Origin of the sequence: Ferrovibrio sp. (assembly GCF_017994015.1) — a bacterium.
GTDB lineage: Bacteria > Pseudomonadota > Alphaproteobacteria > Ferrovibrionales > Ferrovibrionaceae > Ferrovibrio.
On record NZ_JAGOLP010000019.1, the window covers coordinates 48,455 to 65,100 of the forward strand.

The 16,646-nt window shown below is 62.5% G+C and carries 6 protein-coding genes; 4 read left to right on the forward strand and 2 right to left on the reverse strand.

All coding sequences use genetic code 11. The annotated features are described in order from the left end of the window. The first annotated feature begins 111 nt into the window (after positions 1–111). Both KBB36_RS11545 and KBB36_RS11550 read left to right on the forward strand, forming a co-directional pair. A complete protein-coding gene (locus tag KBB36_RS11545; protein ID WP_290980515.1) occupies positions 112–2,055 on the forward strand; it encodes a TonB-dependent receptor in 1,944 nt (647 codons plus the stop codon). Between the two features lie 79 nt (positions 2,056–2,134). Then, positions 2,135–3,601: an alginate export family protein gene (locus KBB36_RS11550; protein ID WP_290980518.1), complete on the forward strand. Its 1,467-nt coding sequence runs from the start codon at positions 2,135–2,137 to the stop codon at positions 3,599–3,601. Here KBB36_RS11550 and KBB36_RS11555 read toward each other — a convergent pair whose 3' ends face one another. Beyond that, entirely contained in the window at positions 3,602–11,173 is a 7,572-nt protein-coding gene (locus tag KBB36_RS11555) for a calcium-binding protein (RefSeq protein WP_290980521.1), read from the reverse strand. Positions 11,174–11,521: 348 nt separating this feature from the next. Here KBB36_RS11555 and KBB36_RS11560 point away from each other — a divergent pair, with 348 nt between their 5' ends. Together KBB36_RS11560 and KBB36_RS11565 are read left to right on the forward strand one after the other, a co-directional pair. After that, positions 11,522–14,683, forward strand: coding sequence for an ATP-binding protein (locus KBB36_RS11560; protein WP_290980523.1), 3,162 nt, complete (start codon positions 11,522–11,524; stop codon positions 14,681–14,683). 16 nt (positions 14,684–14,699) lie between these two features. Then, a complete protein-coding gene (locus KBB36_RS11565) occupies positions 14,700–15,107 on the forward strand; it encodes a response regulator (RefSeq protein WP_290980526.1) in 408 nt (135 codons plus the stop codon). A gap of 9 nt (positions 15,108–15,116) precedes the next feature. Here KBB36_RS11565 and phaZ read toward each other — a convergent pair whose 3' ends face one another. Then, a complete protein-coding gene (gene phaZ / locus KBB36_RS11570; RefSeq protein WP_366933185.1) occupies positions 15,117–16,364 on the reverse strand; it encodes a polyhydroxyalkanoate depolymerase in 1,248 nt (415 codons plus the stop codon). Between the last annotated feature and the right edge of the window lie 282 nt (positions 16,365–16,646).

Sequence of the window (16,646 nt, forward strand, 5' to 3'; positions counted from 1 at the left end):
TTCTAGTGGACCCCCCGGTCAGGGGCAAGCCTTGTTGCGGCGCCAGCCCTTGCCAGCCCTCATAATGTTATAATATATCGTTATGTTATATTATAACTCTCGAGGCCAACCATGACCCCCTCCCCCCGCAAGTTGCTTGCCGCCCCCCTGCTTGCCACACCGCTGCTGGTCGCCCTTCTGGCTGCCCCGGCCCTGGCACAAACCGCATTGCCGCCTGTGGTGGTGAGTGCCCCGCTGCCAACCAATACCGACGACTTGGTGGAAGGCAGCACCGTGCTGGAGGGCCAGCGGCTGGAGCGGCAGCGTGCCGCCACTTTGGGCGAGACCTTGGACAACACCCCCGGCCTGGCTGCCACCGGCTTCGGCCCGGGCGCCAGCCGGCCGGTGATCCGCGGCCAGGGCGGGCCACGTGTGCGCGTGCTGCAAAATGGCCTGGATACGTTTGATGCTTCCGGCCTCAGCCCGGATCATGCCGTGGTGGCACCGATGGGCAGCGCCCGGCGTATCGAGGTTTTGCGCGGGCCGGCCACGCTGCTTTATGGCAGTTCAGCCATCGGCGGCGTGGTGAATGTGATTGATGGCCGGATTCCGGACGCCATGCCGAAGGATGGCCTGGCCGGCCAGGCTCGGCTGCAAAACAGCCTGGGCCGCAGCGACCATGATGCTTTTGCCGCCGTGGATACCGCTATCGGCCCGAATATCGCGCTGCATGCCGAGGGCGGCCTGCTGAATGCCGAGGATTACCGCGCCGCCACCGGCAGGGTGGATAACAGCGCCATGCGCAGCCGCAATGGCGCCCTCGGCGCGGCCTGGTTTGGCGATGCCGGTCATGCCGGCCTGGCGGTTTCGCGCTTCCACAGTTACTACGGCGTGCCGGGCGCCGATCCGGTGCATATCGCCATGCGGCAGACCCGGCTGGACGGCAAATTCGGCATCTACGATCCGCTGTCCAATGTCAGCGAAATCCGTGGCAAATTCGGCTATGCCGATTACAAGCATGACGAAATAGAACCCAGCGCCGAGATCGGCACCCGCTTCAACAGCGATAGCTGGGAAGGCCGCCTGGAAGCCCTGCATACTCTTGGCGGCCTGGAAGGTGTGCTGGGTGTGCAAAGCAACCGGCGTGACTTCACGGCTCTGGGCGCGGAAGCCTTCCTGCCGCAGAATGTGACCGATAATCATGCGCTGTTTGCATTGGAGCGTTATGAGTTAGGGCCATGGCAATTCGCGCTGGGCGGCCGGTTGGAATACCAGAAGATCGAGGTGCCGGCGCAGGCGCAGCAGCGTGATTTCACCAGCGGCAGCCTGTCGGCCAGCGCCACCTACCGCTTCAACAACACCTACTCCACCGGCCTGTCACTCTCGCGCACCGAACGCGCGCCAAGCGCCGAGGAATTGTTTTCCAACGGCTCGCATATCGCCACCCAATCCTTTGAGATCGGCAATGCGGCACTGGGCAAGGAACAAGCTTGGCATGCCGAATGGTCGCTGCGCCGCAATGCCGGCGATGTGACCGGCGCCTTCAACCTGTTTGCCACACGCTATAATGATTTCATCTATGGCGCTTTCACCGGGGCGCAGCAGGCCGGCCTCAATGAATTGCGCTACAGCCAGACCGATGCCGATTTTCGCGGTGTTGAGATCGAGGCCGCCTGGCGCTTCATGCAACTGGCGGGTTTCAATCTGAGCCTGGATGGCGGCTTGGATTATGTGCGCGCCCAGGATCGTGGCAACGGCCGCCCGCTGCCGCTGATCCCGCCGCTTGGCCTGCGTGCCGGCTTCAATGCCGAGGCCCAGGATGTCAGCCTGCGGGTTGAGATGGTGAGCCGCCTGGAACAGGACCGCACTGGCGCCAATGAAACCGCCACCAGCGGCTATACTTTGCTCAACGCCTCGGCCAGCTATCGCCCCTTTGCCGACACTCCCGGCCTGCTGCTGCAATTGAAGGGCCGCAACCTGACGGATATGGCCGGCCGCAACCATGTGTCACTGTTGAAGAATAGCGCCCCGATCCGGGGCCGCGAGCTGCTGCTGGGGCTGGCGGTTACTTTCTGACAACCCGGCCCTGCTCGGCTTTGCATGCGGGGCGAAAGCTTGGCAATTTACACTATCCGTTGCCAAGGATTCGCCCCGCATGCCCCGCCCCGCTGTCCGATTTGCCCTTGCCGCCCTGCTGTTGCTGCCGCCTGCCGCCTGGGCAGAGGATGACGCGCATGAGAAAAACGGCCTCAGCGTCGATCTGGGCAGTGCAAAACTGAGCCTGACTTTGGATGCCGGCTTTGGCGGCTTCTCCGTTGCCAATCCGCAATTCGGCGGCGCCAGCAACAGTCCGTCCGGCGAACGCGGCGGCAAACGCAGCTGGTTTGAAGGATTTGCCAAGCCCGGCCTGGGGCTGGAACAGCCGCTTGGCGATAGCAGCCTTTATGCCGGCCTGTCTGCCATTGCCAGTTTCACGCGCGGCAATGGCGAGGCGCAGGCCACCGCCGGCACCGCGCGGCAACCGGATCATCTGGCGCTGGAAGATGCCTATATCGGCTGGCGCTCTGGCCTGACCCTGCCAAGCTGGGGCGAGGATGCGGTTGATCTGTCGCTTGGCAACCAGGGTTTCAGCATCGGTGATGGTTTCCTGCTGGTGGACGGCACCGCCGAGGGCTGGCGCCGCGCCGCCTATGTGATGGGGCCGCGCGCCGCGTTTGAACGCACTGCCATCCTGCGGCTGAATACCGACCCGGTGCGTGCCGATCTGTTTCATCTGGCCGGCCGGGTGGATCAGAAGCGCATGCTGGGCAATGACTCGCCCGCCACCAGCCTGTATGGCGCCAATCTGGAATGGTTCGGTTCGGCGCATAAAGATCATGGCCGCAGCGAGTATGCCGAACGCGCCTGGTATCTCGGCGCCACCTGGCTGCATCTTTATGATGCGGACCGCAGCGTTGCCGGCAATCAGGCCGGCGCTAACCGTGATGGCTTGCAGGTTTATGCCCTGCGCCTGGGCGGCAGCCTGCCGGCCCTGCCGGATTTTGGCCTTTATGGCGAATATGCCGTGCAGCGCAATGACAGCAGCAACACCAAGGTGCGGGCACGCGCCTGGTATATTGAGCCGCAATACACGGCAGCCGCTTTGCCCTGGCAGCCCAAGCTGGCCTATCGCTTCAGCCGGTTCAGCGGCGATGACAATACCGGCGACAATACCGACCGCTCATGGGATGCGCTGTTCAGCGGCGGCGGCCCACGCGGCCTGGGCAGTTGGGATCAGGGCGAAATCTATGCCCGCTATGTCGGCGGCAACAGCAACCTGCGCAGCCAGATGCTGCATCTATCAATGCAGCCCGATACGGCGCTGACTGTGGGCGCAATCTACTACCGGCATGATTTTGACGTGACGCCGACCGGCGCCAGCTCGAAGCGGCTGATGGACGAAGTTGATATTTATGCGCAATGGCAAACGCCGCTTGACGGCCTGAGCCTGACCGCATTGGCGGCTTTCGGCAAACCGGCTGCGGGGCAGGAGCAATCGGCGCGGGCCAATAATGCCGGCAACAACGAAGCCGTGGGCCGCACCACCTGGCTCGGCCAGTTTGTGCTGGCCTACAGTTTCTGATCAGAGTTCGCGGAAGGCGCTGAAATCGTAGGTCCAGGGCGTGGTGCCGTCGGTGGTGACGGTGCCGATCAGCGACACGCTGCCGCTGAAGAAATCGCCATTGGCCTCGTAATAAAGCTCGCCCGTATCCTGCTGATAGACAAAGCCGCCTTCGCCCAGCGACGTGGCAGTGCGCGCCAGTTCATCCGTCACCAGCTTGATATTCACGTTGTCCACCAGGATATCCGCCAGCACAAAGGCATTGCCGGCCATGGTGCTGTTATTGTTGGTGTCGAAGGCGATCTTGTCGCCCGCGCTCATATCCAGGATCGTGGTATTGCCAGCGGCGCTGTCAAACACAAAGCGATCATTGCCGCTGCCGCCGGTGATCGAATTGTTGCCGGAGCCGCCGGCCAAAGTATCGGCGCCGATGCTGCCATTGATACTGTCATTGCCATCGCCGGCCGCGATCCACACTGCCTGCGTGCCGCCCACGGTGATCAAATCGGCGCCGCTGCCGCCGGTGATGGTTTCGGCGCCCGAGATGGTGACGCTGCTGCCGCCATCGCCCAGTTTCAGCGTGTCGCTGCCGGCACCCAGGTCGATCTCGCCGGTCATGGCGCCGGTCAGGGTCACGGCATCGTTGCCGCTGCCGCCCACCAATGTGCCCACCGCGCTCATGGTGATGCTGGTGCCGCCATCGGCCAGGGTGATCCAATCGTCGCCATCGCCGCCGGTCACGGTCTCAACATTGGTGACGGTGAGCATGTTGCTGCCGCTGGCGAGAGCCAGGCTGTCATTGCCGGCGCCGAGATCAAGCTGTGCGCCCGGATCGAGCGGCGCGGCCAGCGTGACCGCATCATTGCCGCTGCCGCCAAGCAGGGTTTCAACACCGCTCAGCGTGATGGCATTGCCGCCATCGGCCAGGGTGACGATATCGCTGCCGGTGCCGCCAACCAGGGTTTCGATATTACCCAGCGTGATGGTGCTGCCGGTATCCACCAGGGTGACGGCATCATTGCCGGCACTGCCGGTGAGGGTTTCGATGCCGCCCACGGTAATGGCGGCACTGGCATTGCCCAGCACAACCGCATCATTGCCGCTGCCGCCGGTGAGCAAGGCCAAGCCGGAAGCGGTCAGGCTGTTATCGCCATCGGCCAGCACCAGGCTGTTGCTGCCGCTGCCCAGATCAATCGCCGCGCCAGTGAGTGTGTAAAGCAGCGTGATGGCATCATCGCCGATGCCGCCTGCCAGGCTTTCCACATTGGCGATGGTGGCATTGCCGCCAAAATCGCCCAGCACCAAGCTGTCGCTGCCATCGCCCAGGTCAACCACCAGATCGGTATAGGCGGCGCCCAGGATCACACTGTCATTGCCGGTGCCGCCGGTGATGCTTTCAACATTGCTGGCGGTGAGCCGGTTGGCGCCATCGGCCAGCACCAGCACATCATTGCCAAGGCCCAGATCGATGCTGACATTGCTGGCTGTGGCCGAGAGCGTGATTTCGTCGTTGAGCGCGCCGCCAACCAGGGTTTCGATATTGGCCAGGGTCAGGCTGTTGGCGCTGTCGGCCAGGGTGAGGCTATCATTGCCGGCACCGAGATCCAGCACCGCGCCCGCCGCCAGGCTGCCGCCCAGCGTGATGAGATCGGCGCCGCTGCCGCCGGTGAGGGTTTCAACATTGAAGACCTGCAACGTGCCGCCAGCCGCCGACAAGGTGATGCTGTCATTGCCATCGCCCAGATCAATCCGTCCGCTGGCGGCGGCGGTGCCATAGGTGACTTCATCATCGCCGCTGCCGCCGATGATGGTTTCAATGTAATTCACGGTCAGGCTGTTGGCGCCATCGGCCAGGGTGAGCGCATCGCTGCCGGCACCCAGCGACACCGAGCCATTATCCAGCAGTGTATCCAGCGTGATCGTGTCGCTGCCGCCGCTGCCGGTGATGGTTTCAACATTGCTCAAGGTCACGGTATTATCGGCACCGGCCAGCACCAGCGTATCGGCGCCATCCCAGAGATCAATAACGGCATTGCTGCCCAGGGCGCTGAGCAGCGTGATCTTGTCCACCCCGGTGCCGCCGAGCAGGGTTTCAACCTCGGCCACGGTGATGGTGTTGCCGCCATTGGCCAGGGTCAGGCTGTCATTGCCGCCATTGAGATCGATATTGCCCGCCGCCAGCGTGCCGGTGAGTGTGATGGTGTCTGCGCCCGTGCCGCCCACCACTGATTCGGCATTGGTCAGCGTGATGCTGTTGCCGCCATCGGCCAGGGTGAGGCGATCACTGCCGGCGCCCAGATCGATCAGCCCGTCATAGGTATTGGCCAGGGCAACCAGATCGGCGCCGCTGCCGCCGGTCAGCGTTTCGACATTGCTGAGCGTGATGTTGTTGCCGCCGGCGCCCAAAGTGACGACATCCTGCCCGGCGCCACCATGCAGCGTTTCAACGCCGGCAATGGTGAGGATATTGCTGCCATTCGCCAGAGTGAGTGTATCCACCCCGGTGCCTAATGAAAAACTGCCATTGGTCACCGCCGTGGTCAGCACAATATCGTCTGTGCCGGTGCCGCCGGTGACGGTTTCAACATTGCCAAGCGTCAGCGCATTATCGCCATTCGCCAGCAGAATGCGGTCGTCGCCGGCCCCAAGGTCAACCTGACCAATCTGCGCCATGGTGAATTTCAGGCTGTCGGCACCATTGCCGCCGGTTACGGTTTCGATATCGGCCAGGGTAACGTTATTGCCGCCATCGGCCAGCACCAGACTATCGGCGCCGCCACCCAGGGTCACTTGCAGCCGGGTCTGCGCTGTGGTCAATGTCACGCTATCGGCGCCGAAGCTGCCGGTGATGGTTTCCACATTGGCCGCTGTCAGCGTGTTGCCGCCATCGGCCAGGGTCAGCTTGTCATTGCCGCCATTCAGATCAATCTGGCCGGCCGTCAATGCCGTGGTCAGGGTCAGGGCATCGGCGCCGGCATTGCCGGTGATGCTTTCCACATTGGCAATCAACAGTGTGTTGCTGCCATTGCCCAGCACCAGCGTATTGGCGCCAGCGCCCAGATCAACACTGCCCTTGCCAATTGCGGCATTCATGCTGATCAGGTCGTCGCCGCTGCCACCCAGCACGGTTTCGATATTGCCCAAGGTCAGCGTATTGCCGCCATCGGCCAGTTTCAGGCTGTCGCTGCCATTGCCGAGTTCAATATCCATTGCCGTGGCGGCGGTGGCCAGGGTGATGCTGTCATTGGCGCTGCCGCCAACCAGGGTTTCCACATTGGCGATGGTGAACTGGTTGGTGCCGGCAAACAGCACCAGCTTGTCGGCCCCGGCGCCCAGATCAACCGAGCCGCTGCTGCTGACCGCGCTTTGCAGCGTCACACTATCGGCGCCAGTACCGCCCAGCACGGTTTCGGCATTGGCGATGCTGATCACATTGCCGCCATCGGCCAGGGCCAGGGAATCGCGGCCCAGGCCGAGATCAGCCACCATCCTGGTGCCGGCGGTGGTGAGCGTCACATCGTCATTGCCGCTGCCGGAAAACACGGTTTCGATATTCGCCAGCGTAACCGTGTTGCCGCCATTGGCCAGCGCCAGCCGATCATTGCCGCCGCCCAGATCAACACTGCCGGTCAGCGCATCGGTAAGCGTGATATTGTCGTTGCCGCTATTGCCGGTCAGGGTTTCAACGCCGCTGATGGTGAGCACATTGGCGCCCGCGCCGAGCGCCAGGCTGTCACTGCCGGCGCCCAGGTCAACACTGCCCTTGGCGATGCCGCCGGTCAGCGTGATCAGATCGTCGCCGCTGCCGCCCAGCACGGTTTCAACATTGGTCAGCGTAACCGTGTTGCCGCCATGCGCCAGTTTCAGGCTGTCATTGCCGGCACCCAGATCGATATTGCCGCTGATTGTGCTGCCCAGCGTTACGGTATCGGCGCCGCTGGCGCCCACGATGGTTTCCACATTGGTCAGCGTTACGGTGTTGACACCGGAGGCCAGCACCAGCTTGTCGGCGCCAGCACCGAGATCGACACTGCCGGCCGTGCCGATGGCGCTGATCAGGGTGATGCTGTCATCACCGCTGCCGGCAATCAGGGTTTCAACGCCGCCCAGCGTGATATTGTTGGTGCCGTTAGCCAGCACCAGCTTATCCTGACCAAGGCCGAGATCAATGCGGCCAGCGGCCAGCGCGCCGCCCAAAACAACACTATCGTTGCCGCTGCCGCCGGTCAGGGTTTCAATGCCGCTGACGGTGAGCGTGTTGCCGCCATTGCCCAGCGTCAGCTTGTCATTGCCAAGGCCGAGATCAACCTGGCCGCTGACCCCGGTGGTGAACACCACGGTATCATCGCCGCTGCCGCCGATCAGGGTTTCGACATTGCCGATGGTCAGGAGCTGCGTGCCATCGGCCAGCACCAGCTTGTCGGCGCCGGCACCGAGGTCGATGCTGCCGCGCGCCAGATTGGTGCTGAGCGTGATGAGATCGCTGCCGCTGCCGCCGATCAGGGTTTCGATATTGCCCAAAGTCAGCGTGTTGCCGCCATTGGCCAGCACCAGCTTGTCGCCGGCCGCGCCCAGATCAATGGTCACGCCGGTAACGGCCTGACCCAGCGTCACCGTATCATTGCCGCCGGCTGCCAGGATGGTTTCGGCATTGCTGACCGTCAGGCTGTTATTGCCCAGCGCCAGCACCAGCTTGTCATTGCCGGCGCCGAGATCGTAGCTGCCGCCGCTGACCGCGCCGGTCATGGTCAGATCGTCGTTGCCGCTGCCGGCCAGCAGGGTTTCCACCCCGCCAATGGTCATGCTGTTATTGCCATTGGCCAGCACCAGCTTGTCCTTGCCGGTGCTGAGATCGATGCGGCTGGTGTTGGTGTCGGTCAGCACCACCGTATCGTTGCCGATATTGCCGGTGATGGTTTCCACATTGGCGATGGTGAAGCTGTTATCGCCGCGCCCGAAAATGATTTTATCCGCACCGGCGCCGAGATCGACCTGGGCCGATGGCGCATTGGTGGCATAGGTGATGGCATCGGCGCCGCTATTGCCGATCAGGGTTTCCACCCCGGCCACCAGGAAGGAATTGTCGCCGGCCGCCAAAGTCAGCTTGTCGGCGCCGCCAACCAGATCAACACTGCCCTTGGTGACGGCGCTGGCCAGCGTGATGGCATCATCGGTGGCACCGGTGACAACGGTTTCAACCCCGCTCAGGGTCAGCGCGCCGCCATTTTGCAGCGTCAGCTTGTCCATGCCGCCGCCCAGATCGATCACGGCGCTGCTGGCAATCGCTGAATTGACGATCACCACATCATTGCCGGTGCCGCCGGTCAGGGTTTCGATACTGGCGATGGTGATGCTGTTGGCGCCATTGGCCAGGGTGAGCGAATCCTGGCCGCCGCCGAGATCAATGCTGGCCTTGGCTACCGCCGAAAGCGTGACGCTATCGTTGCCGCTGCCGCCCGTGAGGGTTTCAACCCCGGCCACGCTGAGGCTGTTGCTACCATCGGCCAATTTCAGCGTGTCATTGCCGCCCGCAAGATCAACCTTGCCGCCGCTGATGGTGCTGCCCAGCGTGACGTTATCAACGCTGCTGCTGCCGGTCAGGGTTTCAACATTGCTGGCGGTGAGGCTGTTGCCAGCGCCGGCAAGTTTCAATGTGTCACTGCCGGCGCCCAGATCGATACTGGCATTGCTCAGCTTGCTGCTGATGCTGACCGTATCGGCGCCGCTGCCGCCGGTGATGGTTTCAACATTGCCCACAGTGAGCGTGTTGGCGCCATCGGCCAGCTTCAGCGTGTCGTTGCCGGCGCCCAGATCAACATTGGCGCGGCTGGCCGCTTCGCCCAGCGTGATCTGATCGGCGCCAACGCCGCCGGTGATGGTTTCAACATTCGAAATTGTGGCGCTGTTGGCGCCATTGACCAGCACCAGCTTGTCGGCCCCGGCGCCAAGATCAATCTTGCTGCCGGCGCCCAATGTGGTGCTGAGGCTGACAATATCGGTGCCGGCCGAACCCTGGATGGTTTCAACATTGCCCAGCGTAGCGCTGCTGGCACTGATCAGGGTGACACTATCGGCCCCGGCGCCAAGATCGGCCTTGAAATTGCCGCTCATGCTGAGCGTATCGGCACCGCTGCCGCCGGTCACGGTTTCAACATTGACCACGCTGCCGTTATTGCCGCCATCGGCCAGTTTCAGCGTGTCGTTGCCGGCGCCCAGATCAACCTTGCCGCCATTCAGATCGGTGGTGAGGGTGACATTATCCACGCCGGCAGAGCCGGTCACGGTTTCAACATTGGCCACAGTCAGCACATTATTGGCGACGGTGAGCTTGAGCGTATCGGCGCCAGCGCCCAGATCGATCTTGCCGGAAGGGGTGGCCGAGCCGAGCGACACCGTATCGGCGCCGCTGCCGCCCTGGATGGTTTCAGTATTGCTGACGGTCAGCGTGTTGCCGCCATCAGCCAGGGTCAGCTTGTCGTTGCCGCCGCCCAGATTGACGCTGCCGCGGCTTTGCGCATCGCCCAGCGTGATGGTGTCGGCGCCCAGGCTGCCGGTGATGGTTTCGGCCGCCGTGATGGTGGCGCTGTTGCCGGCATTGTTGCTGAGCGCAACGCTGTCATTGCCGGCGCCGAGATTGATGCTCTGGCTGCCATTCAGCGCCTGGCTGAAGGTGATCTTGTCAGTGCCGGCACCACCCTGCACAGTCTCCACATTGGCGATGGTGAGCGTGGCGCCAGTATCCAGCGTGGTGACGCTATCACTGCCGGCGCCAAGATCGATGCTGCCGGTGCCCGATACGGTGAGCAGATCGGCGCCGCTGCCGCCAGTGATCTGCTCAACATTCTGCACTGTGCCGCTGTTGCCGCCATTGCCCAGCTTGAGGCTGTCAATGCCGGCGCCAAGATCCACCTTGCCGCCGGACAGGCTGTCGGTGAGCGTGACAACATCAACGCCCGAATTGCCGGTGATGATTTCAACATTAGCGATGCTGACAATATTGCCGCCCGCCGCCAGGGCGAAACTGTCATTGCCGGCGCCGAGGTCGACCTGCCCATTGATGATCTTGCTGCTGGCAGTGATGCTATCGGCGCCGCTGCCGCCGGTCAGGGTGTCCACGCCGCTGACCGTGATGGTGTTGGTGCCATTGGCCAGGGTCAGCTTGTCGGCGCCCTCGCCGAGCGTGACGCTGCCACGCGACAGCGCCTGATCCAGCGTCAGGTTATCGGCGCCAATGCCGCCTAGAATGGTTTCGACATTCAGCAGCGTGATGCTGTTGCCGCTGTTGCTGAGGGTGAGCTTGTCATTGCCGGTACCGAGATCAATGCGGCCGCCAGACAGGCCGGTGCCGAGCGTGAGCGTGTCACTGCCGCTGCCGCCGGTGATGCTTTCGATATTCTTGACCGTGAGCGTATTGCCATTGCCTTGCAGCACCAGGCTGTCCTGCCCGCCGCCCAGATCAATGGTGGCGCCCGCCGCCGGCGAGGTGATCGTGATGGAATCAGCGCCGGCGCCACTGACAAGGCTGTCCACCTTGCCGTAGGTCTCCGTGTTGCCGCCATCACCGAGGGTGATCACCACTGGCACAATAAACATCCTCTCATTCTGAGATACATCTCCGCAGCACCAGTACCGCAAGCCCTGTGCCAAGTATGGAGATACGAAACTCCCAACATCCTGTCGGGGTCGGGTGATATTGTGCTGGCCCGGGAAACCGCCAATTAATTGGCAACAGACACGGGCCTGACCACACCGACATCAAGCAGTTAACCATGAAAAACACCAGTCGGCAAACGAATCCTGCAACCGGAGGCGGCAGTTCTGGCCGGGTGGCGGCAAATATTACCGGGCGCGTTTATTGTAAAAAGCGCTACTATCACGGGTCGCAATAAAACCCGATCACGCTCATAGTAGCGCCGCTATTCAACCGAAAGATATGCGCCGATGCGGTCGTTGCCATCCATCGCCAAACTGGTTCTGGCCATCGCCGTTATCGGCCTGAGTTTTTCGGCCGGTATTCTGCACCTCTATAACGAACAGCGCGACCTGCTGCTGCAAGGCGGCCTGACCGATGCTGCCGATTCCGCCGGCGCCGTGCGGCAACAAACCGACCGCCGCTTCGAAGGCCTGCTGATCACCACCAATTTCATCCGCGACCTGGCGCGCGAAGTGCCCGACCGCGAAGCCTTCCTGGCGCTGTTCATGCCGATGGCCGATGCGCTGATGCGGCGCAACAGTTTCCTCAATGGTGTTTATGTCGGGCTGCCGGATGGTTCCTTCTACGCGGTGCAGGCTTTCTCGCCGCTTGATTCCGCCTTTGTCGGGTTTGACCTGACCGCCAAGCGCAATATCCTGCTGCGCGAACTGGTGCGCGATGCAGCCGGCGAGCAGATCATGCGCAACGAATTCCTGCTGCCCGATGCTGAGGGGCGCGGCTATCTGCGCTCGGAACAGCCGGCGCCGAGCTACGATCCACGCAGCCGGCCGTGGTATGTCGGCGCGGTGGAACGCGCCCAGCCGATCTGGACCAAGCCCTACACCTTTGCAACATCCGGTAATCTTGGCATCACCTATGCCGTGCCGGTCAGCGATGCCGCCGGCCAATTACGCGCCGTGATCGGCGTGGATATCGAATTGAGCGACATGGCCCGGCTGATGGATGCGGAATCAAAACGCATCGGCGGCACGGTTTTTATCGCCAGCCGCGACGGCGAAGTGCTGGGCCATACCGCGCTGATGCGGCGCCATCGCGAAGTGGCCAAGGTGCGCTCCGGCGGCGTGGCTGATCTGGGCGATAATGATGCCACCGCGTTGTATGATGCGCTGCGCCAGGGCGTGGAAACCGCCCTGATTGAAACTCCGCGCGGCCTGCTGATCGGCGCACTGAGCCGCTCGGAAATCCCCGGTTCACCCTTTGTCAGTTATGTCGGCCTGCCGGAATCCGGCGTGATCCGCGATGCCAGCGCCAGGCTGCGGCGCAATATGGTGCTGGCCCTGGCGGCGCTGGCATTGCTGGTCCTGGGCGCCTTCTACACCGTGAAGCTGCGTGAGAAATCCGTGGCGCTGGCCGCGGCGGAAGCCGAGTCACGCCAGGCGCGGCAGGTGGCAGAAGATGCCACCAAGGCGAAGTCGAATTTCCTGGCGACCATGAGCCATGAAATCCGCACGCCGATGAATGGCGTGATGAGCATGGCGGAAATGCTGGAACTGACGCCGCTGGATGGCGAACAGCGCCGCATGTCGAAAGTGATCCGTGAATCGGCGCTGGCGCTGCTGACCGTGATCAACGACATCCTGGATTTTTCCAAGATCGAGGCCGGCAAGCTGGATATTGAAAGCGTGCCCTTCTCGCTCGGCGACCTGGCCGATGGCGTGGGCGAATTGCTGGCGCCGCGCATTGACGACAAGATGCTGGACCTGGTGATCGAGGTTGATCCGGCTTTGCCGGACCAGCGCCTGGGCGACCCGACACGCCTGCGCCAGGTGCTGCTCAATCTGGGCGGCAATGCGGTGAAATTCACCCATGAAGGCGGCGTTACATTGCGTATTATGGCCTTGCCGGAAGCCGAATATGGTGCCGGCTGGCTGCGCTTTGAAGTGCAGGATAGCGGCATCGGCTTGACCGAGGAACAGCAGGCCAAGCTGTTTCAGCCCTTCCAGCAGGCCGATAGTTCCACGGCGCGCAAATATGGCGGTACCGGGCTTGGCCTGTCGATCTGCCAGCGGCTCTGCGAATTGATGGGCGGCCGCATCGGCGCCAGCAGCCAATCAGGCCAGGGTTCGGTTTTCTGGTTTGAATTGCCGCTGCCGGCAGCCGAGAATGCAGCGCCGCCACAGCCGCGCCATGATATCGCGGCCTGCCGCGTGTTGCTGGCCGGCCTGCCGCCGGAGCAATCGCGCCTGGCGGCACTTTATCTGCGCGCTGCCGGCATTGATCAGATTGAACTGATGCCCAGCATCGCCAATGCCCGCGCCCGGCTGGCCAAAGGGGGTCTTGATCTGGTGCTGGTGGATGCGCGGATTGATGGTGGCCATGCCCTGGAACTGCCGGCGCGGGCGGCAGCCGATGGCGCCCCGGCCTTGCGCTACGGCCTGCTGGCGCCGCGCAGCCTGGTTTCCACCCTGGATGCCGCCGCGCGTGCCCATTTCACCCTGGCGCTGACCTATCCACTGAGCCGCCATGGCCTGTGGCGGGCGGCCGCGATGGCGCTGGGCCTGGCCGATGCCGAGACCGCCGAGGGTGCCTTCCGCGAGGATATGGCCTGGGCGCCGCCATCGCTGGAAACCGCCCGCGCCAGCAATGCACTGATCCTGGTGGCGGAGGACAACGCCACCAATCAGATGGTGATCCGGCAAATGCTGGGCCGCATGGGTTTTGCCTGCGAAATTGCCGATCATGGCGCAGCAGCGCTGGCGCTTTATCGCAACAACAGCGGCTATGGCCTGCTGCTGACCGATTTTCACATGCCGGAAATGGATGGTTTTGAGCTGACCGCCGCGATCCGCCAGAGCGAGGCCGCAGATGCGCCAAGGCTGCCAATCGTGGCATTGACCGCCGATGCCCTCACCGGCACCGAGCAGCAATGCCTGGATGCCGGCATGGATGGGTATCTGACCAAGCCGATCAACAGCCGCGCGCTGGGCGACATGCTGACCCATTGGCTGCCGCAGGCACTGCCGCTGCGGGTGCCGGCCAGTGCCGTAGCGTTGCAGCCGCCGACTGCGCCTGCTGCTGCCCAGGCTGCTGCGCCGGCTGAGACATGGGATCCGGATATTTTTGATCCGGCGCCGCTATGCGAGATGTTTGGCAGCCTGGATGACAGCGCCAAGGGTTTCCTGAAAAGTTTTGTTGCTGATGCCGAGGGCAAGGTGGCCGCTGTGACCGCGGCGATGCAAAGCAACGATCTGGCAGCGGCGCGTTTTGCCGCCCATATGCTGAAAGGCTCGGGCCGTTCGATGGGCTGCCTGCGGTTGGGCGATCTGGCATCCGATCTGCAAGATGCCTGCGATGCCAATGACAGTGATACCGCCGCGCTGATAGCCGAATTGCTGCCTGAGACCTGGCGCGAATTGAACAACACCCTGCCCCTGATATTGCGTAGCTGACGATTGGACCGAAACGATGAGCGAATCCCTTTTGGCCAAAATCCGCATCCTGGTGATCGAGGATGAGGATTTCACCCGGCAGATGATCTGCGGCCTGCTGCGCCAGCTTGGCTTCCGCCTGATCAACGAGGCCGCCGATGGCGAAGCCGGCTTCAAGGAGCTGGTGCGCACCAAGCCTTTGCTGGTGCTGTGCGATGTGCATATGCAGCCGCTGGATGGCCTGGGTTTTCTGGCCAAGCTGCGCGGCCTGAGCAATGCCGTGCTGGCCGACACACCGGTGATTTTCCTGACCGCCGACAAGCAGCAGGAAACCGTGCTGACCGCCAAGAAGCTGCAAGCCGATGGCTATATCGTCAAGCCGGTATCGCTGCAAATCCTCAAGCAGCGGCTTGATGTCCTGATGCAGAAACGCTCGATTATCTAAATACGAATACTAATCGTGGGCCAGGATCAGGTTGCGCACCAGCGGATAAATCTGGCTGTTCCAGCGCCGGCCGTTGAACACGCCATAATGGCCCACGCCGGGCTGCAAATGGTGTTTGCGCAAATACGGCTTCAGGCCGGTGCACAGATCATGTGCCGCCAGGGTCTGGCCCACTGAGCAGATATCATCCTTCTCACCTTCCACGGTGAGCAGAGCGGTGCGGCGGATGGCGCGCGGATTGACCTTCTGACCATGCACCACCAGCCGGCCTTCGGCCAGATGATATTCCTGAAACACGCGCTGCACGGTTTCAATATAGAATTCCGCCGGCAGGTCGAGCACGGCAAAATACTCGTCGTAAAAGGTTTTGGTTGCTTCCGCCTTCTCGCTCTCGCCGGCGGCGAGATTTTCGTATAGCTCCATATGCGCCTTGATATGGCGCTCCATGTTCATCGACATGAAGGCCGTGAGCTGTACAAAGCCGGGATATACCTTGCGGCCGGCACCGGCAAAACGCTGCGGCACCACATCCAGCAGATTCTTCTCAAACCATTCAATCGGCTTGCCGGTGGCCAGGTTGTTCACTTCGGTGGGATTGACGCGGCAATCAATCGGCCCGGCCATCAATGTCATGCTGCGCGGCTGCGCCTTGTTGCCATTCTCGGCCATCAGCGCCACCGCCGTCAGCACCTGCACGCAGGGCTGGCACACCGCCACCACATGCGCCCCCGGGCCGAGGGTTTCGAGAAAACGGATGACGTGATCGACATATTCGTCAAAGCCGAAACGGCCATGCGCGATGCTGACATCGCGGGCATTATGCCAATCGGTGATATAGACATCGTGCTCCGGCAACAGCGTTTCCACCGTGCCACGCAGCAAGGTGGCGTAGTGGCCGGAAAGCGGCGCCACTACCAGCACGCGTGGCTGCGTCACCTCAACATCCTTCTTGAAGCGCAGCAGCGTGCCGAATGGCGTCACCAGCGTCGCCTCTTCGATGATGCCCACCTCGCGCTTGCCCAGCTTGACCCGATCAATGCCATAAGGCGGGCGATGGTGTGTCAGCGTGGCCCGGGTCAGCATCTCGCAGCCCGCCGCCAGATGCCGGAAGGCCATCATGTCGCCGAGCGGGCCGGGCGAATTCTGCAACATGCCTTGGGTCAGGCGTGCCGCAGCCCGCACAGGCTCCATCAGATCGGAATAGGCTTGATAGGCATAATACATCATGCGCGGGGCGACCCATGCTGCTGGCGACATCTTTTCCGATCCGCCCCACATAAATGTGAAAGCCCAACCGGAACGATAAAAGGCTAGTGCAATTTTTGTTGCACTGCGAGATAATAATGCGAGGCCGAACGCCATCGCCCCCAGCGATGGCTACAGGCCGGCACCGCGTATGACCGCAGAGGCAGGCCAGGAATCCTTATGATCCAAAGGGATACACCAAGCCGCCGGAATAAGGGATGACGCCCATGGCGAAGGCCACGCTTACCATCAGCAGTAAGAATTATTCATCCTGGTCCCTGCGCGGTTGGTTGC

What these genes read in the sequence shown, in the direction of transcription:
- KBB36_RS11545 (WP_290980515.1), top strand. Translation starts at nt 112, where the DNA reads ATGACCCCCTCCCCCCGCAAGTTGCTTGCCGCCCCCCTGCTTGCCACA.
- KBB36_RS11550 (WP_290980518.1), top strand. Translation starts at nt 2,135, where the DNA reads ATGCCCCGCCCCGCTGTCCGATTTGCCCTTGCCGCCCTGCTGTTGCTG.
- KBB36_RS11555 (WP_290980521.1), bottom strand. Translation starts at nt 11,173, where the DNA reads ATGTTTATTGTGCCAGTGGTGATCACCCTCGGTGATGGCGGCAACACG.
- KBB36_RS11560 (WP_290980523.1), top strand. Translation starts at nt 11,522, where the DNA reads ATGCGGTCGTTGCCATCCATCGCCAAACTGGTTCTGGCCATCGCCGTT.
- KBB36_RS11565 (WP_290980526.1), top strand. Translation starts at nt 14,700, where the DNA reads ATGAGCGAATCCCTTTTGGCCAAAATCCGCATCCTGGTGATCGAGGAT.
- phaZ (WP_366933185.1), bottom strand. Translation starts at nt 16,364, where the DNA reads ATGTCGCCAGCAGCATGGGTCGCCCCGCGCATGATGTATTATGCCTAT.